General features: G+C 65.2%; 13 protein-coding genes and 1 pseudogene. 7 read left to right on the top strand and 7 right to left on the bottom strand.

All coding sequences use genetic code 11. The annotated features are described in order from the left end of the window. The first annotated feature begins 8 nt into the window (after window positions 1–8). The 6 genes from otnI to ACVIGB_RS46480 all read left to right on the top strand — a co-directional run bounded on the left by otnI (window position 9) and on the right by ACVIGB_RS46480 (window position 10,589). The gene (gene otnI, locus ACVIGB_RS46455) at window positions 9–791 is read left to right on the top strand and encodes a 2-oxo-tetronate isomerase (RefSeq protein ID WP_456724219.1); all 783 of its coding nucleotides are present in this window, start codon (window positions 9–11) and stop codon (window positions 789–791) included. Beyond that, window positions 788–2,065, top strand: coding sequence for a 3-oxo-tetronate kinase (gene otnK, locus ACVIGB_RS46460; protein ID WP_456724218.1), 1,278 nt, complete (start codon window positions 788–790; stop codon window positions 2,063–2,065). The genes otnI and otnK overlap by 4 nt, the downstream gene beginning before the upstream one ends. Window positions 2,066–2,243: 178 nt before the next feature. Continuing rightward, window positions 2,244–3,935, top strand: a complete 1,692-nt coding sequence (locus ACVIGB_RS46465) for a methyl-accepting chemotaxis protein (RefSeq protein ID WP_456724217.1) — start codon at window positions 2,244–2,246, stop codon at window positions 3,933–3,935. A 191-nt stretch (window positions 3,936–4,126) separates the two neighbouring features. After that, window positions 4,127–5,833: a methyl-accepting chemotaxis protein gene (locus tag ACVIGB_RS46470; protein WP_456724216.1), complete on the top strand. Its 1,707-nt coding sequence runs from the start codon at window positions 4,127–4,129 to the stop codon at window positions 5,831–5,833. 387 nt (window positions 5,834–6,220) lie between these two features. Next, entirely contained in the window at window positions 6,221–9,400 is a 3,180-nt protein-coding gene (locus ACVIGB_RS46475) for an efflux RND transporter permease subunit (protein ID WP_456724215.1), read from the top strand. Further along, window positions 9,387–10,589, top strand: a complete 1,203-nt coding sequence (locus ACVIGB_RS46480; RefSeq protein ID WP_456724214.1) for an efflux RND transporter periplasmic adaptor subunit — start codon at window positions 9,387–9,389, stop codon at window positions 10,587–10,589. Before ACVIGB_RS46475 ends, ACVIGB_RS46480 begins: the two co-directional genes overlap by 14 nt. 181 nt (window positions 10,590–10,770) lie before the next feature. Here the strand turns inward: ACVIGB_RS46480 and ACVIGB_RS46485 are convergent, their stop codons facing one another. After that, entirely contained in the window at window positions 10,771–12,276 is a 1,506-nt protein-coding gene (locus tag ACVIGB_RS46485) for an acetyl-CoA acetyltransferase (RefSeq protein WP_456724213.1), read from the bottom strand. A gap of 141 nt (window positions 12,277–12,417) precedes the next feature. Beyond that, on the bottom strand, window positions 12,418–13,551 hold the full coding sequence (locus ACVIGB_RS46490) for a nitronate monooxygenase (RefSeq protein ID WP_456724212.1): 1,134 nt from the start codon (window positions 13,549–13,551) through the stop codon (window positions 12,418–12,420). A gap of 280 nt (window positions 13,552–13,831) precedes the next feature. Here ACVIGB_RS46490 and yghU point away from each other — a divergent pair, with 280 nt between their 5' ends. Further along, the gene (yghU, locus tag ACVIGB_RS46495; RefSeq protein WP_456724211.1) at window positions 13,832–14,710 is read left to right on the top strand and encodes a glutathione-dependent disulfide-bond oxidoreductase; all 879 of its coding nucleotides are present in this window, start codon (window positions 13,832–13,834) and stop codon (window positions 14,708–14,710) included. Window positions 14,711–14,847: 137 nt separating this feature from the next. Here yghU and ACVIGB_RS46500 read toward each other — a convergent pair whose 3' ends face one another. From ACVIGB_RS46500 to ACVIGB_RS46520, 5 genes and pseudogenes are all read right to left on the bottom strand, one after another. Next, window positions 14,848–15,123: a GNAT family N-acetyltransferase gene (locus tag ACVIGB_RS46500; RefSeq protein ID WP_456724210.1), complete on the bottom strand. Its 276-nt coding sequence runs from the start codon at window positions 15,121–15,123 to the stop codon at window positions 14,848–14,850. Window positions 15,124–15,132: 9 nt separating this feature from the next. After that, a pseudogene (locus ACVIGB_RS46505) lies at window positions 15,133–15,751 on the bottom strand (flavin reductase family protein). 144 nt (window positions 15,752–15,895) lie between these two features. Beyond that, entirely contained in the window at window positions 15,896–17,170 is a 1,275-nt protein-coding gene (locus ACVIGB_RS46510; protein WP_456724209.1) for an acyl-CoA dehydrogenase family protein, read from the bottom strand. 253 nt (window positions 17,171–17,423) lie between these two features. Continuing rightward, the gene (locus ACVIGB_RS46515; protein WP_456724208.1) at window positions 17,424–17,801 is read right to left on the bottom strand and encodes a VOC family protein; all 378 of its coding nucleotides are present in this window, start codon (window positions 17,799–17,801) and stop codon (window positions 17,424–17,426) included. A gap of 380 nt (window positions 17,802–18,181) precedes the next feature. Beyond that, the gene (locus ACVIGB_RS46520; protein WP_092125065.1) at window positions 18,182–18,964 is read right to left on the bottom strand and encodes an SDR family NAD(P)-dependent oxidoreductase; all 783 of its coding nucleotides are present in this window, start codon (window positions 18,962–18,964) and stop codon (window positions 18,182–18,184) included. Window positions 18,965–19,010: the final 46 nt, after the last annotated feature.

Consider the following 19,010-nt stretch of genomic DNA (forward strand, 5'->3'; position numbering starts at 1 on the left):
GATCTGCCATGCCCCGCTTTGCCGCCAACCTCACCATGATGTTCAACGAGGTCCCGTTCCTCGACCGCTTCGAGGCGGCGGCGAAAGCGGGCTTCACCGCGGTCGAGTTCCTGTTTCCGTACGACCATCCGGCCGAGGAGGTCGGCAAGCGGCTGAAGGCCGCCGGGCTGACGCAGGCGCTGTTCAACCTGCCGCCGGGCGACTGGAACGCCGGCGAGAAGGGATTTGCCGCGCTGCCCGATCGTTTCGCCGATTTGCAAGCGAGCCTAAAGACCGCGCTACCTTATGCGCAGGCGACCGGCGTCAAGCGCGTGCATCTGATGGCCGGGATCGCCGACCGCAGCGATGCCAGGGCGGTCGCTGCGTTTCGCAAATCGGTCGCGCATGCCGCCGAGTTCTTCGCGCCGCACGGCCTCGACGTCGTGATCGAGCCGATCAATCCGCGCAACGTGCCCGGCTACTTCCTCAACGACTTCATCTTCGCGCGCGACCTGATCAACGAGCTGAAGATAGCGAACCTGAAGCTGCAGTTCGACATCTATCACTGCCAGATCATCCATGGCGACGTCACGATGCGGCTGCGCGAGATGATGTCGATCATTGGCCACGTCCAGATCGCCTCGATCCCCTCGCGCAACGAGCCCGACGGCGAGGAGCTGAACTATCCGTTCCTGTTCGACGAGCTCGACCGGCTCGGTTACGCCGGCTTTGTCGGCTGCGAATACAATCCGCGCGGCAAGACCACCGACGGTCTCGCCTGGTTCAAGCCCTATGCCGGAGTGAAGCCGTGACACTCGCACTCGGTTGCATCGCCGACGACTATACCGGCGCCTCCGACCTCGCCAACACGCTGACCCGCGCCGGTCTGCGCACGGTGCAGACCATCGGCGTGCCCGCCGACGATCTCGCGCTGCCGGAGGTCGACGCCGTCGTGGTGTCGCTGAAGAGCCGCTCGATCGAGGCCGGCCTCGCCGTGACGCGTTCGCGCGCCGCGGAGAGCTGGCTGCGCGGCCGCGGCGCCGGGCACGTCCTGTTCAAGATCTGCTCGACCTTCGATTCCACCGATGCCGGCAATATCGGTCCGGTGATGGACGCGCTGCGCGCCGACTCCAAAGACAATATCGTGCTGGTGACGCCGGCTTTCCCGGAAACCGGCCGCACCGTCTACCAGGGCAATCTGTTCGTCGGTCCGGTGCCGCTGAACGAGAGCCCGTTGAAGGACCATCCGCTCAACCCGATGCATGATTCCAATCTGGTCCGCGTGCTGGCGCGCCAGAGCACGACCAAGATCGGCCTGGTCGATCTGGCGACGCTGAGCCGCGGCACCGAGGCCGTTCGGGCGCGGCTCGCCGAGCTTGCGCGCAGCGGCATCGGCGCTGCGATTGTCGACGCGGTGTTCGACCGCGACCTCGAAACCATCGGGCAGGTGGCGCTGGATCACGGTCTCTCGGTCGGCGCCTCCGGCATCGGGCTTGGATTGGCGCGGGCGCTGGTCGCCGCAGGCAAGGCCAAATCGGCTGAAGTGAATGCCGTGACCAGCGCTGCGATCGGCGGGCCGGCAGCCTGCCTCGCCGGCAGTTGCTCGCAGGCGACCCTGCGCCAGATCGCCAGCGCCGAGAAGGTGATGCCGGTCCTGCACCTCGACCCCGAGCGGGTGATCGCCGGCAGGGACGAGGCGCAGCGCGCGCTCGCCTGGGCCAAAGAGCGGCTCGGGGCGGGGCCAATCCTGATCGCCAGCAGTTCGACTCCGGACGAGGTGGCGGCTCTGCAATCCCGTCATGGCCGTGATGCAGCCGGACATGCGATCGAGCAGGCGATGGCCGACCTCGCGGAAGGGCTGGTGCGGTCGGGTGTGCACAGGCTGGTTGTCGCCGGTGGTGAAACTTCAGGCGCCGTGGTCGATCGCCTGGGTATCCCGGGATTCCTGGTCGGGGCGGAAATCGCTGCGGGCGTGCCGGTTCTGCGCGCGGTCGGTGCTGGAAAAAGCGAGATGGTGCTTGCCCTGAAATCAGGCAATTTCGGCGGGCCGGAGTTCTTCTCGGACGCGCTGGCATTGATGCCTTGATGCGCCTGTCGCGCATCATGTCGGGCTGATGACTGATATCTCCGTAGTTCAACGGTGAAGCAAATTAACCCTACTTAAGGAGGGGGGCTGGCTTTGATATCTGCGGCGCACCGCCGCGCCATCAGTCTTCTTTCCGCACGAACGGGCCTCGCGAGCCCGGCACCCAAGAGACCCCACGATGTTCGCCAAATTCTCGATCCGGGCCAAGATCATTGCCGCGGTTGCGTTCCTGCTCGTCGCGCTGACGGGCATGGGCCTGCTTGCAGTCTGGAATATGCGGGCGATCAACGCCAGCACCGTCGACATCACGACCAACTGGTTGCCGAGCGTGCGCGTGCTCGGCGAGCTGCGCGCCGGGGTCATCACCTATCGCAACGTGATCCGCGAGCACATGCTCTCGGAAACGCTCGAGGAGAAGCAGGCGGCCGAAAAGACACTCGCCAGCGTCGTCGAGATGACCGCCAAGACGCGGGTCAAGTACGAGCCGATGATCACTTCACCCGAAGAGCGGGCGCTCTACCGGCAGTGGTCCGACACCTGGGACAAGTACCGCAAGGGCACCGAGGAGGTGATGAGCCTGTCGCGCAAGGAAGCCGGCAAGCTTCCGCATGAGGCGCACGAGCTCAACACCAAGGTCGTGAACAAGATCGGTCTCGAGGCGGACGAGATCCTGAACAAGGACATCGACTTCAACAACGCCGGTGCCGACAAGGCCGCGCAGGACGCTGCGAACAATTACAGCTCGGCCCTGATCATGGTGGCGGCGATCCTCGGCTTTGCCATCCTGATCGCGGTCGGCGTCAGCCTCTACACGGTCCGCGACATCTCGTCGGGCATCGCCTCGATCGTGAGCCCGATGCAGGCGCTCGGCCGCGGTGACCTGACCGCGGAAGTGCCGCATCGGGGCGAGAAGACCGAGATCGGTGCCATGGCCGACACATTGCAGGTGTTCAAGGAGGCCCTGGTCGCGAAGAAGGCCGCCGATGAGGCCGCCGCCGCCGACGCGGAAGCCAAGATCGAGCGCGGCCGCCGGGTCGATACCATCACCCGCAATTTCGAGCAGATGATCGGTGAGATCGTGCAGACCGTGTCGTCGGCCTCGACCCAGCTCGAAGCCTCGGCCAGCACGCTGTCATCGACCGCACGGCGGTCGCAGGAACTAACCACTTCGGTTGCCGCTGCGTCCGAGGAGGCCTCGACCAACGTGCAGTCGGTGGCGTCGGCGACCGAAGAGCTGTCGTCGTCGGTGACCGAGATCAGCCGCCAGGTGCAGGAGTCGGCGCGGATGGCGGGCGATGCCGTCGGCCAGGCGCGCACCACCAACGATCGCGTCAGCGAGTTGTCGAAGGCCGCCGCGCGCATCGGCGACGTCGTCGAACTGATCAACACGATTGCCGGCCAGACCAATCTGCTGGCGCTGAACGCCACCATCGAGGCGGCGCGCGCCGGTGAAGCCGGCCGCGGCTTCGCGGTCGTGGCGTCCGAGGTGAAGGCGCTGGCCGAGCAGACCGCGAAGGCCACCGGCGAGATCGGTCAGCAGATCGCCGGCATCCAGACCGCGACCCAGGAGTCGGTCGGCGCGATCAAGGAAATCTCGTCGACCATCGAACGGCTGTCGGAGATCTCCTCCACCATTGCCGCCGCGGTCGAAGAGCAGGGCGCGGCGACGCAGGAGATTTCCCGCAACGTGCAGCAGGCGGCGCAGGGCACCCAGCAGGTCTCGGCCAACATCACCGACGTGCAGCATGGCGCCAACGAAACCGGCTCGGCTTCGACCCAGGTGCTGTCGGCGGCACAGTCGCTCTCGGGTGACAGCAATCGCCTCAAGTTCGAGGTCGGCAAATTCCTCGACGCCGTCCGCGCGGCCTGACGCCGGCCGCATTTCTGACAATCGAACAATGCCCGGTCGAAAGGCCGGGCATTTTTCATTGCCTGGATGCGGTGCTCAGTAGTTCCACTGTATGTGTGATTAACGAACCGTAGTTCCGCGCGCGGTAACCTGCTGTGGCGCGACGCGACCACCCGCAAGAATCGCGAAATCCATTCCCAACGAGGCACCGGATGATGTTCCTGGCGAGATTCCGCATTCTCACGAAGATACTGGCGATTGTGGGCGGTCTCTCGATCATCGCCGGGATGCTCGCCTATCTCGGGATCTCCTCGTTGAAATCACTCAGCGAACGCGGCATCGTCACCGCGCGCGCTGCGGAACGCGCATTGCTGTCGGCTGAGGCCAACCAGAACGTGCTCGCGATCAATCGCGCCGAATTCCGCAGCGCGCTCGATCCGCGCGACGAGAACCGGCTTGCGGCACGATCGCTGATCGATGAGCAGTTCAAGTCGCTCGAGGAGCGCCTCGCCACGATCAGCAAGACGCAGGACCCGCAAACCATCGCGCTGCTGCCCGGCGTGCGATCGGCGCTGTCGGCCTATCGGGCCCAGCTCAAGCAGACGCTTGACGCGGTCGACAGCGCGAAGGCGGTCGACCTGACCCAGTCCGCCGAGAAACTGCGCGACGTCGCGATGAAGAGCCGCGCGGCCGCGGAAGAGCTTCAGGCCAGGGTTCGGGCCGTCGCTGACCGCCAGGACGAGCGGGTCAGGGACAACGTCAAGGCCAATGAGCAGGAATACGTATCGACCTCGGAGCTGTTGATCCTGCTTGCTGCTTCGGGGGTCCTGCTCGGGTTGCTGTTCGGCTTCGTCGTCGGACAATACGGTGTCGCGAAGCCGATCCGTTCCGTCGTCGCGATGCTGCAGCAGATTGCCAATGGCCAATATGACATCCCGGTGCACGGCACCGATCGTCGCGATGAGGTCGGCGACGTCGCCAAGACCGCGCTTGTGTTCAAGGACAACGGCCTTGCCAAGGTGCGGATGGAGCGCGAGCAGAAGGAAATCGAAGCGCGCGCCGCCGCACAGCGCCGCACCGACATGCTGCAGCTGGCCGATGGCTTTGAGCGCGCGGTCGGTGAGATCGTCGAGACCGTCGCATCCGCCTCGACCGAGCTGGAAGCGTCGGCGACCACCCTGACCTCGACCGCCGAGCGCTCGCAAAACCTTGCCACCACCGTCGCCGCTGCCTCGGAGGAAGCCACCACCAACGTCCAGTCGGTGGCGTCCGCAACCGAAGAACTGTCATCCTCGGTCAACGAGATCAGCCGGCAGGTGCAGGAATCGGCGCGGATGGCGGGCGACGCCGTCAACCAGGCCCGTGCGACCAATGACCGGGTCGGGGAGCTGTCGAAGGCTGCCGCCCGGATCGGCGACGTGGTCGAGCTGATCAACACCATCGCCGGCCAGACCAATCTGCTGGCGCTGAACGCCACCATCGAGGCGGCGCGCGCCGGCGATGCCGGACGTGGCTTCGCAGTCGTGGCCTCGGAGGTGAAGGCACTCGCGGAGCAGACCGCAAAGGCGACCGGAGAGATCGGCCAGCAGGTGTCCGGCATCCAGGCTGCGACCGAGGACTCCGTGACCGCGATCCGCGCCATCGGCTCGACCATCGAGCGGCTGTCGGAGATCTCGTCCGCCATTGCCGCCGCGATCGAGGAGCAGGGCGCGGCGACGCAAGAAATATCCCGAAACGTGCAGCAGGCGGCCCAGGGCACCCAGCAGGTCTCGGCCAACATTACCGACGTGCAGCACGGCGCCAATGAGACCGGCTCGGCGTCGACCCAGGTGCTCTCGGCGGCGCAGTCGCTCTCGGGCGACAGCAGCCGCCTCAAGCTCGAAGTCGGCAAGTTCCTCAACGCCGTCCGCGCCGCCTGATCCGGCGCCGCCGGTTCGGCCATACAGACATAGTTGTCGGGGCAACCGATCCCGGCGTGGTGAGCCGGCCGGCCCACCACGCTTTACATTTTCGCAGAGCAGCGATGCGCTAGCCTCGTGACGGCCGAAACGGCGTGCTCGGCCAGCGCATATTCGCAGCAGAGGCGTCTCTTTTTTGACGATGATACGAGCGCGATCGGCGGCACCGCGTCCGGCGTACCCGATCGGAGCGCACGGCTTCACGTACTATGCCAAGGAAGTGAAGGCCGCCGTGGCTCCGCAGGTTGGCGTTTTGCCCGTCATCGGGTAAATCGGCCGCTGCGGAACGGCTTTTGCAATGTCGATTCCTCTGCCCGGGGCGGGCTTCATTTCGGGAATGCTGCTTTTATGATCGCACTGGTCCGTATCGCGCTGAGCCGGCCATATACTTTCGTCGTGCTCGCGATCCTGCTCTTGATCATCGGACCGCTCGCGGCGCTGCGCACGCCGACCGACATCTTTCCCGACATCCGTATCCCCGTGATCGGCGTGGTCTGGCAGTACACCGGTCTGCCGCCCGACCAGATGGCCGGCCGCATTACTTCGCCGTTCCAGCGCGCGCTGACCACGACGGTCAACGACATCGAGCACATCACCGCCAACTCGTATAACGGGTTCGGCATCATCAAAATCTTCTTCCAGCCCAATGTCGACATCCGCACCGCCAACGCGCAGGTCACCGCAATTTCGCAGACCCTGCTCAAGCAGATGCCGCCGGGCGCGACGCCGCCGCTGATCCTGAACTACAGCGCCTCGACGGTTCCGATCATCCAGGTCGCATTGTCGGGCGAAGGCCTGACCGAGCAGAACCTCGCCGACATCGGCATCAACCAGCTGCGCACGCCGCTGGTCACGGTGCCTGGCGCTGCGATCCCGTATCCGTTCGGCGGCAAGCAGCGCCAGGTCCAGATCGATCTCAATTCGACCGCGCTGCAGGCGCGCGGCCTGTCCGGCCAGGACGTCGCCAACACGCTCGCGGCGCAGAACCTGATCACGCCCGTCGGCACGCAGAAGATCGGCAATTTCGAATACACCGTAAACCTGAACAACTCGCCGCTTCGGATGGAGGAACTCGGCGACCTGCCGATCAAACAGGTCAACGGCGCAATGGTCTATGTGCGTGACGTCGCCACCGTCCGCGACGGCAACCCGCCGCAGACCAACATCGTCCATGTCGACGGCAACCGCTCAGTGTTGATGATGGTGCTGAAGGCCGGCGCGACCTCGACGCTCGATATCATCTCCGGCATCAAGCAGAAGGTGATCGACGTCAAGGACCAGATGCCGGACGCGCTGAAGATCGGCTTCATCGGCGACCAGTCGGTGTTCGTCCGCGGCGCGATCACCGGCGTCGCTTTCGAAGGCGTGATCGCCGCGCTGCTCACCAGCGTGATGATCCTGTTGTTCCTCGGCAGCTGGCGCTCGACCGTCATCATCGCGGTGTCGATCCCGCTGTCGGTGCTCGGGGCCATCATCATGCTGTCCCTGATCGGCGAGACGCTGAACATCATGACGCTCGGCGGCCTCGCGCTCGCGGTCGGCATTCTGGTCGACGACGCCACGGTGACGATCGAGAACATCAACTACCATCTCGAGCAGGGCAAGCCGGTTGAGCAGTCGATCCTCGACGGCGCCAACCAGATCGTGACGCCGGCCTTCGTCTCGCTGCTCTGTATCTGCATCGTGTTCGTGCCGATGTTCTTCCTGACCGGCGTGGCGCGCTTCCTGTTCGTGCCGATGGCCGAAGCTGTCATGTTCGCGATGATCTGGTCGTTCATCCTGTCGCGCACTTTGGTGCCGACCATGGCGAACTATTTGCTGCAGGCGCATGTGCATCACGAGGGCGCGCCGCCGAAATCGCGCAATCCGCTGGTCTGGTTCCAGCGCGGCTTCGAGGCGCGGTTCGAGCGTATTCGCGGCGGCTATCGCGACCTGCTCGCGATGGCGCTCGGTCACCGCACGGTGTTCGTCGGCGGCTTCCTCGCGGTCGTCGCCGTCTCGTTCCTCCTGGTGCCGTTCCTGGGGCGCAACTTCTTCCCGTCGGTCGATGCCGGCAACATCCTGATGCATGTCCGTACCCAGGTCGGCACCCGCGTCGAGGAGACCGCCAACCAGCTCGCCGACATCCAGAAGGCGATCCGCAAGCTGGTCCCCGGCGAGATCGAGACCATGACCGACAACATCGGCATGCCGATCTCCGGTATCAACATGACCTACAACAACACCGGCGTGATCGGTCCGCAGGACGGCGACATCCAGATCCGCCTGAAGGAAGGCCACAAGCCGACCGAGCAGCATGTCCGCACGCTGCGTGAGCAATTGCCGCGGCTGTTCCCGGGCACCAGCTTCGCGTTCCTGCCGGCCGACATCGTCAGCCAGATCCTGAACTTCGGCGCGCCGGCGCCGATCGATCTGCAGATCCGCGGCGCCAACCTCGACGCCAACTTTGCCTACGCCAACAAGCTGCTGGCCAAGATCAAGCGCATCCCCGGCATCGCCGATGCGCGGATCCAGCAGTCGCCGAACAACCCGACCTTCAACATCGATGTCGACCGCACCCGCGCGCAATATGTTGGCCTGACGGAGCGCGACGTCACCAACTCGCTGGTCGTCAACCTCGCCGGCTCCTCGCAAGTCGCGCCGACCTACTATCTCAATCCCGATAACGGCGTGTCCTATTCGATCGTGATGCAGACGCCGCAATATCAGATCGACTCGCTGAGCGCGCTGCAGACGCTGCCGATCACCGCGACCGGCAACACCCAGGCGCCGATCCTCGGCGGCATTGCCGACATCAAGCGCGCGACCTCGAGCGCGGTGGTCTCGCAATACGACATCCAGTCGCTGGTGCAGATCTATGCCACGACGCAAGGCCGCGATCTCGGCGGCGTCGCAACCGACGTGCGCCAGCTCATCGCCGACACCGCCAAGGAAGTGCCGAAGGGCTCTTCGGTCGTGCTGCTTGGCCAGGTGCAGACCATGAACTCGGCCTTCACCGGCCTCTTGTTCGGCCTGCTCGGCGCGGTCGTCTTGATCTACTTCCTGATCGTGGTGAACTTCCAGTCCTGGTCGGATCCGTTCGTGATCATCACGGCGCTGCCCGCAGCACTTGCCGGCATCGTCTGGATGCTGTTCACGACCCAGACCACGCTGTCGGTTCCGGCACTCACCGGCGCCATCATGTGCATGGGCGTCGCGACCGCCAACAGCGTGCTCGTGATCAGCTTTGCCCGCGAGCGCTATGAGGAACTCGGCGATCCCGTCGCGGCCGCGCTGGAGGCCGGGTTTGTCCGCTTCCGCCCGGTGCTGATGACGGCGCTCGCCATGATCATCGGCATGGCGCCGATGGCGCTGGGGCTCGGCGAGGGCGGCGAGCAGAACGCGCCGCTGGGCCGCGCCGTGATCGGCGGCCTGATCTTTGCAACCTTCGCGACGCTGATGTTTGTTCCCGTGGTATTCAGTATGGTACACAAGAAGCAAGGCGCCAAAGCCGCCGCCTCATCGGAGATTCCGCATGCAGCCCACTGAACAGCGCCCACCGGTGTCTCGCCGGAAATTGGGCATATTCGGCGTGGTTGCACTGGTCGGCGCCGGGCTGATCGTCGGCACCGGCATCCGCGCCCGTGAGGAGCAGGACACAAGGCTGAAGGAATGGACCGACGACCAGGCCATTCCGACCGTCGCCGTGGCGTTGCCGAACGCCAAGGCGCTGAGCCCCACGATCGACCTGCCGGGCCGGCTCGAGGCCTATTCCCGCGCACCGATCTTCGCCCGGGTGTCCGGCTATCTCAAGAACTGGGACGCCGACATCGGCGCCCGCGTCAAGGCCGGCCAGGTGATCGCCGAGATCGAGGCGCCCGACCTCGACCAGCAATTGCTGCAGGCGCGCGCCGATCTCGCCAGCGCCCAGGCCTCAGCCAAGCTCTCCGAGGCGACGCTGACCCGGCGCAAGACGCTGGTCGCCTCGAACTTCGTCTCCGCCCAGGAGATCGACGAGCGCACCGCCGACCTCTCCAACAAGAACGGTGCGGTCAGGTCCGGCCAGGCCAATGTCGAGCGGCTGGAAGCGCTCGCCGGTTACAAGAAGATCACGGCGCCGTTCGACGGCGTGGTGACCTCGCGCGACACCGACGTCGGCGCGCTGATCAATGCCGGCGGCAACTCGGGTCCCGCGATGTTCACGATCTCGGACATCACCAAGCTGCGCGTCTACGTCAACGTGCCGCAGAACTACGTTCCGGCGATCAAGATCGGCGCCAAGGCCTCCTTGGTGATGCCGGATTACCCGAACCGCACATTCCAGGCGACGGTGGAAGCCTCCTCGCAGGCGGTCGATGTCGCCTCCGGCACGACGCGGATGCAACTCGGGCTCGAAAACTCCTCCGGCGAGCTGATGCCGGGCAGCTATGCCAGCGTGAAGCTCAATTTGCAGCGCGAGGCCGCGCCGCTCAGCATTCCCGCCAGCGCGCTGATCTTCAACAGCAACGGCCTGCGGGTCGCAACCGTCAGCCCCGATGACAAGGTGCTGTTCAAGACCGTGAAGATCGGCCGCGACCTCGGCAAGGAGATCGAGATCGCCTCGGGCCTCGCCCCCGACGACCGCATCATCACCGCCCCGCCGGACGGCCTTGCCGACGGCGACCATGTCCGCGTCACCGGCGCCGGCGCCAAGGGCAAGCCGACGACGGCGTCGGAAAAGCAGGATGTGAAGGGGTAAGGCGGACAGGTAAGCTCGTTCCTGACCGTAACCTCAAGCCGCTTGCTCTGCCGTCATCCTGAGGTGCGCGCCCTTGCGCGCCTCGAAGGATGGATCACGACGGTGTTCGCAGCCCTTCCTTCGAGGCTCGCTCCGCTCGCACCTCAGGATGACGGCGGATTTTGTGGCGCGGCAGGAATTGTCACCCCACCCGCCATTCCCGCACGCCGTCGCCGGCGGTGACGATGTTGCCCGTGGTGCCGACCGGCGTTCGGTCGAGGTTCTGCAGATACGTTAGCGTTGCCGTGTCGCTCGCCGGGATGCGGCCGAGCGTGCGGCGGCCGTCTTCGGTGCGCAGCATGGTGACGCCGTGCTCGACCTCGCCATTGGCGCGATAGATCACGGTGAAGGCCTCGACCTTGCCTTTCCCTGTCGCCTCCGCAGTGAAGTCGGGCACGTTGCGGCGGTTGCGGTCGGCCTCCGCCTGCACGCTGGTCTCCTGCTCGAGCGCGACCGTCGGCGCCGCGCGCGACAGCACGAGGCCATGGTGCTTGGTGACGAAGCCGCCCTGGCCGTAGAGCAGGCCGAGCGTGCCGCCGTTGCGCAGCTTGCGCACCATCGCGCAGGCCGAATGCGTCATGTAGGTGTTGAGCGGCGCGCCGAAGAACGTCAGCCCACCCGTCACTGTCGGCTGCACGTCGCCGCCCAAGCCGAGCGTCCGGCGCGCCATCTTCGGCACGCAGGGGAAGCAGCTATAGAGCTCGATCGCATCGAACTTCCTGCCGCCGACGAGATCCATCACCGCCTTCAGCACCGCATTCTGTGCGTGGCTCTCGACGAACTGGTCGCGGATCAGATAGTCGCGCGGCTCTTCCGCCGAGGCGCCGCCGAGCGGATAGATCAGTTTGTCCTCGGGCACACCGGCCGCGCGCGCTTTGGCGAGGCTGGTCAGGATCAGCGCGCCGCCCATGTTCACCGTCGGGTTCGCCACCATCAGCTTGGTGTAGGGCCAGGCGATCATCCGGTTGTCCGGTGTCGCCGTGGTGATCTCGTCGCCGCTGAAGCGCTTCTTGAGCCACGAGTTCGGATTGTCGGCGGCAACCCGCGCATAGGTCGACCACAGCTCGCCGGATTCCTTCAGCGCCTCGCGCGGCGTCTGGCCCCAATGCGCTGAGGTCGCGGACTCATAGAGCGGATAGACCGTGATCGGCCGGAACACGCCGAGCGCAACGGCAAGTGGCTTCTGGAATGCGGCGCCGCGCTTCGGCTCCTCCACGTCGTGCGCGAACGGCGTCCACGGCAGTGTGAGGCCGGCGCGCTGCGCCTTGGTCGCGGTCGACTGCGCCTCCGCGCCGCACACCGCGGCGACACTGCATTCGCCGCGCGCGATGCGCTGTGCCGCCTCATGCAGGTAACGGATCGGGCTCTCGCCGCCGACCGGGCCGTAATAGAGATGCGCCGGCGCAATGCCGAGCCGCTGTGCCAGCTGCTTCTCGGGATCGCGGTAGCGCCAGCTCAGGAAGTTGACGACGTCGAGCGACTGCACATCGGAGAGCAGTTTTGCGCCGCTGTCGGCCTCGGCGCGCTTCAGTGCCTCTTCCAGCAGGGCAAGCGGCTCGAGGCCGGCGGCGATGTCCTTGGGACGATCGACGATCTCGCCGACGCCGACGATGACGGGAATGCGGTCTTCGGGGATGCTGTTCGACATTCTTGTTGCTTCACTCTGAGGTATTGGGCTCGATGGCTATTTGGTCGTCATTGCGAGGAGCGAAGCGACGAAGCAATCCATCCCTCCGCCGGGGCGAGATGGATTGCTTCGCTTCGCTCGCAATGACGGCGGAGAGGGCCGTCATTCGGCCACCAGCGCGTTCATGTGCTCGACGGCTTCGACGAAATCTTCCTTGAACTCCTGCACCACGGTGCCCGCCGACTTCACGCTGTCGACCAGGCCGACACCCTGGCCGACGAAGTAGCTGACGAGATCGCGCGCCTTCTCGTTGCCGGCTGCAGCCGCGCGGTCGATGGCGTTGAAGGCGTCGCGGCTGATGATACTTTGCAGCGGCATCGGCAGCGCGCCGGGGCTGTCCGGCGAGCGGTCCCAGGCGTCGGTCCACACCGAGCGGAGCTGCCGCGCCGGCTTGCCGGTTCGGCCCTTGGAGCGGATGGCGTCGCGCGAGGAGGCCGCGATCATCTTCTCGCGGAAGATCTCCGAGGTTTCCGACTCTACGGTCGCAAGCCACACCGAGCCGGTCCAGGCGCCGGCCGCGCCCATCGCCATGCAGGCCGCCATCTGGCTGCCGGTCATGATGCCGCCGGCGGCGAGCACCGGCACGTCGCGGATCTTCCTGACCGCCTTGATCACCTCGGGGACCAGCACCATGGTCGAGACTTCGCCGCAATGGCCGCCGGCCTCGGTGCCCTGCGCGACCAGGATGTCGATGCCGGCCGCGACCTGGCGCAGCGCGTGCTCCTTGGAGCCGACCAGCGCCGCCACCGGCACACCGTGCTTGCGGCCCATCTCGATCATCGCCTTCGGCGGCACGCCGAGCGCGTTGGCGATCAGCCGGATCGGATGGCGGAACGAGACCTCGAGCAATTGCAGCGCAGTCTCGGCGTCGAACGGCTGCGGCTGGTTGTCGGCAACGCTCTCCGTCGTGAGCTCGATGTTGTATTTCCTCAGGAGATCGCGGGTGAAATCGCGATGCTCCTGCGAGACCCGCTTCTCGAGGCTCTTCCAGGTGACGTTCTTCTCACCCGCGGTCGAGATGTTTTCTGGAATCAGCACGTCGACGCCGTAGGGCTTGCCGTCGACGTGATCGTCGATCCATTTCAGTTCCTGCTCCAGCGTCTCCGGCAGGTGCCGGGTCGCGCCGAACACGCCGAAGCCGCCGGCGCGGCTGACCGCCGCGACAACGTCGCGGCAATGGCTGAAAGCGAGCAGGGGGAATTCAATTCCCAGCATGTCGCAGATCGGTGATTTCATGGACTGGTTTTCTCCCGGCAGCCGTTTTTTGTGCTTGTTGGCATCAGGCTTCCGCGACGCTAGCGCATCACGGATGGTCAAGCCAAGCTGGTTTCCACTACGGCGATCTTGCGTGCAGGCGCTGCTCTGGCTGCATCCCTCGCGACGCATTCCGCAAGGTAGAAAATGCGATCGCGCGGGGTGGGCAAAGCGCAGTGTGCGCACCATCTAGTGCGGACATGGGGATGGGGCCGGCGGCCGCCGCGCCACCTTGGAAGAACATGAACCGGGAGCCAACGACGTGACTGACACCTCTGCCTACGAGCCGCCGAAAGTCTGGACCTGGAACAAGGAAAGCGGCGGACGCTTCGCCAGCATCAACCGGCCGATCGCCGGTCCCACCCATGACAAGGAATTGCCGGTCGGTCGTCATCCGCTGCAGCTCTACTCGCTGGCGACGCCGAACGGCGTCAAGGTCACCGTGATGCTGGAAGAGCTGCTCGCGGCCGGCCACAAGGACGCGGAGTACGACGCCTGGCTGATCAAGATCGACGGCAACCAGTTCGGCAGCGGCTTCGTTGCGGTCAATCCGAATTCGAAGATCCCGGCCCTGATGGACCGCAGCGGGCCGGAGCCGATCAGGGTGTTCGAGTCGGGCTCGATCCTGGTCTACCTCGCGGAAAAGTTCGGCGCGTTCCTGCCAACCGACGTCAAGACCCGCGCGGAAACCTTTTCGTGGCTGTTCTGGCAGATGGGCTCGGCGCCCTATCTCGGCGGCGGCTTCGGGCACTTCTATGCGTATGCGCCGACCAAGATCGAATACGCCATCGATCGCTTTGCGATGGAGGTGAAGCGGCAGCTCGACGTGCTCGACCGCAGGCTCGCCGACAACGAATATCTCGCGGGCGACGTCTACACCATCGCCGACATGGCGGTGTGGCCTTGGTATGGCAGCCTCGCCAAGGGCCTGCTCTATGGTGGCGGCGAATTCCTCTCGGTGCAGGATTACAAGAACGTGCAACGCTGGACCGACGCGATCGCGGCGCGGCCCGCGGTGAAGCGCGGCCGCATGGTCAACCGCACCTGGGGCGAGCCGTCGAGCCAGCTGCATGAGCGGCACGACGCCGGCGATTTCGACACCAGGACGCAGGACAAGATCGGCGAGCCGGCGGCGTCGTAGCTCCGCAGCTCGTAGGGCGGATTGGCGAAGCGTAATCCGCCGTTGTGCGCGGGTGAGACCGGCGGGTTACGCCTTCCGCCTTCGCTCGTTGAGCTACGGCGGACGTGGTCGGCTCACCCGCCCTACGCATCGGCGCGTCACCCCAGCAGATCGTCGTACTCCGGATGCTTCTTCATGAAGCCCTGGATGAACTCGCACTTCACGACGAGCTTGATGTTCTGCGCGCGGACGGCATCGAGCGTCGCGCGGGCGAGTTTTGAGCCGATGCCGCGGCCGCCGAGCTCCGGCGGCACCTCGGTGTGAACCAGCGTGATCGTATCCGGCGTCTTGCGGTAGACCACGAAGGCGGTTGCGCCATCGACGGCGAGTTCGAACCGGCTCTGTGCCGGGTTGTCGTGGAATGCTTCGTTCATTGTCTTGTCCTATTTCTTCTTTGCGCCCTCGGCCACGGGAAACACCACGCGGTCGTCGGTGCGGCAATAGCGGTCGGCGAACATGCGGCCGATCGGGTGGTAGCGCTCCATATGGACGCGCATCGCGTCACGATCCCACAATTCGTCGCGGATGTGGAAGTGGATGCCTTCGCCCATGATCAGCTGGCGGTCGCCGTTGACGTCGATAAGCTTCCAGGTCCTGCACTCCATCGCGAAAGGCGCGTCGGCAAGCCGGGGGCACCGCGATCCTGCTTGAGGGCGCGAGCTTCAGGCCGAGATAGTCGGGCTCGCCGATCTCGGGCGGGAAATCGCCTGAGGTCTCGTGCATCCCGCGGGCCAAGGGCTCGTCGGTGAGATTGACCACGAACTCGCCCAGGCGCTGGATATTGACCAGCGTGTCCTTCTCGCGACCGTCCGGCCTTCGGTTGACCGCAAACATGCAGAGCGGCGGGTCCTCGCAGAACACGTTGAAGAACGAGAACGGCGCCGCGTTGACCACGCCGTCCGCGCCCAGGCTCGTCACCCAGGCGATCGGCCGCGGCAGCACGAAGGCGGTTAGCACCTTGTAGCGTTCGCGCTGGGTGAGGTTGCTTGGGGAATATTCCATGGGGTGTCCGAAAACGTAGGGCGGGTTAGCGAAGCGTAACCCGCCGCGAGCGGACAAGAAAGCAAAAGGCGGGTTACGCTTGCGCTAACCCGCCCTACGATTCCGCTTGTTCGTCTCCCCGCACGCGGGGAGGAGACGACAAGCTTACGTCATGCTCAGTTCGTGGCGGCCGACCACCATCCAGTGCACCTCGTCCGGACCGTCGGCGAAGCGCAGATGGCGGACGTCCTGGTACATTTCGCCGAGCGGCGACCATTGCGAGATGCCGGTGGCACCGTGCATCTGGATCGCCTGGTCGATCACCTTGCAGGCGCGCTCGGGCACCATGGCCTTGACCATCGAAACCCAGACGCGGGCTTCCTTGTTGCCGAGCACGTCCATCGCTTTGGCCGCCTTCAACACCATCAGCCGCATCGCCTCGATCTCGCAGCGCGCCTGGGCGATGATCTGCATATTGCCGCCGAGATGGGCGATCTTCTTGCCGAACGCTTCGCGGGTGAGACCGCGCTGCACCATCATGTCGAGCGCCTTCTCGGCCTTGCCGATGGTGCGCATGCAGTGATGGATGCGGCCCGGTCCGAGGCGGACCTGCGAGATCTCGAAGCCGCGGCCTTCGCCGAGCAGCATGTTCTCCTTCGGCACCTTCACATTGTTGAAGCGCAGATGCATGTGGCCGCGCGGCGCATGGTCATGGCCGAACACGTGCATCGGGCCCAGGATCTCGACGCCGGGGGTGTCGATCGGCACCAGGATCTGCGACTGCTGCTTGCTCGGCGCCGCGTCGGGATTGGTCTTCACCATCACGATCATGATCTTGCAGCGCGGGTCGCCGGCGCCGGAGATGTAATACTTCTCGCCGTTGATCACCCACTCGTCGCCGACCAGCTTTGCGGTGGTCGAGATGTTCTTGGCGTCGGAGGAGGCGACGTTCGGCTCGGTCATCGCATAGGCCGAGCGGATCTCGCCGTTGAGCAGCGGCTTTAGCCACTTCTCCTTCTGCGCCTTGGTGCCGACGCGCTCCAGCACTTCCATGTTGCCGGTGTCGGGCGCCGAGCAGTTCATCGTCTCGGAGGCCAACGGGCTCTTGCCGAGCTCGGCGGCGATATAGGCGTAGTCGAGGTTGTTGAGGCCGTCGCCGGTTTCGGCGTCGGGCAGGAAGAAGTTCCAGAGACCGACTTCCTTGGCCTTGTCCTTGGCCTTCTGCAGGATCGCGAGCTGCTCCGCCGTGAAGCTCCAGCGGTCGGACTTCTTCTCGCCGGCGCGATAGAACTCGACCGACATCGGGTCGACGGTGTCGCGGATGAACTGCTTCACATGGTCGTAGAGCGGACGGACCTTTTCCGACATGCGGAGGTCGTTGAGCTCGTCGCCCGGATTGAGCGTGTAGTTCGTCGTGCGCGGCACATAGGCATGCTTCATTGTCGTTTCTCCCGTCGCGAAGGCGCGTTTCGCGGCGGACAATAAACGCGTGCGGCGCGAAGCGCGAGTACCGATTTTCCGATCACCCCTACCGCATCGCGGAATATCGCGACGGCGTTTCAAACGTTGTTTGAACGCCGTCTTTCCGCACACTCGTCATGCCCGGCCTTGTGCCGGGCATCCACGTTTTGGCTTCCACATAACGAAGACGCGGATGGCCGGGACAAGCCCGGCCATGACGAGCGGACGCCGGCTAGGTCATTCGATGCATTGCGCAGATCTTGTTGCCGTCGAGGTCGCGCAAATAGGCGAGGTAGAGCTTGATGCCATTGCCCTCGCGCACGCCCGGCGGGTCCTCGCAGGTCTTGCCGCCATTGGCGATGCCGGCCGCGTGCCAGGCGTGGACCTGCTCTGGCGAAGAGCAGGCGAAGCCGATCGTGCCGCCATTGGCGTGCGTCGCCGGTTCGCAGTTGATCGGTTTGGAAACCATGAAAATGCCGGCCTTGGTGAGGTACATAATGCGGTGACCGTCGACCCGGGCCGGCCGGACATCGAGCGTGCCGAGCAGCGCATCATAAAACGCCTTGGCCTTGTCCAGATCGTTGGTGCCAACCATCACGTGTGAAAACATCTGAAATATCCTCCCTGTTGTTGACCAAAGCCGCTTTGTCGCGTGCTTGCCGCTCGAACGCTTAGCAGCAGTTTTGCCGCGACGGAAGCGACGCTGCGTCGCCTCGGAATGACGGAGGGACCTGCGGGCCGCCCTCTGCTTCGGAAGAGGTGCAAGTAGACGCAAGACTCGGACGCGTCAGCGCCGCGAGGATGCGGATGTATGACTCACAGACCGCGCAACACACTCGCTGTCGTCCCGGCGCAGGCCGGGACCCATAACCACAATTGGTTGTTGTTGCGCGACGTTGGAATGACGAGTCCCGTTCACAACGTCCGCCGCAGCGTATGGGTCCCGGCCTTCGCCGGGACGACGGTGGTGAACGTGGCGGCCGCAGAAACTCAAAACGCCGTGTACCCGCCGTCGATTACAAAGCAGTCTGCCGTATGATAGGACGACGCCTTGCTCATGAGGTAGACCGCGATGCCGCCGAAATCACTCGGCTCGCCGAAGCGGCGTACCGGGATGCGCGGCATCACATTGGCGACGAACTTGTCGTTGGCCATGATGCCGGCGGTCATGTCGCTCTTGATCCAGCCGGGCAGGATCGCATTTGCGGTGACGCCGTGGCGGGCAAGCTCGACGCCGAGCGCACGGCACAGCGCGTTCAGTGCGGCCTTGGTGCCGGCATAGTGCTCGTTGCGCGCGGTGCCGAACAGCGAGGCGAGGCTCGAGGTCGCGACCAGCCGGCCGAACTTGTCGCCGGCCTCGGCGCGCTCGGTCATGTGGCGTGCCGCAGCCTGGAATACGTGAAACACGCCATCGAGATTGGTCGCGAACATCCTGCGCCATTCCTCCTCGGTGCGGTCGATGAAGGAGCGGCGTCCGCCGCCGCCGATGCCGGCATTGGCGAAGCAGCCGTCGACGCGGCCGAAGGTGTCGAGCGTCGCCTTCATCGCGGTCTTGACCGAGCCGGGATCGGTGACGTCGCAGAATTGGGTTGCGACCTTGCCGGGTCCGGCCTTCATCGAGGCCGCGGCATTGGCGTTTTTTTCCGCGTTGCGGCCCCAGATCGCGACGTTGCAGCCGGCGGCGTTCAACGCCTGCGCGATGCCGAGGCCGATGCCGCCATTGCCGCCGGTGATGACAGCGACGCGGCCGGTGAGATCGAAGATGCCACTCATTGGGGTTTCCATTTGGTTTGGTGCGCGCTAATCACGCGTTCACGGA

The sequence above is a fragment of the Bradyrhizobium sp. USDA 4341 genome (genome assembly GCF_054063755.1).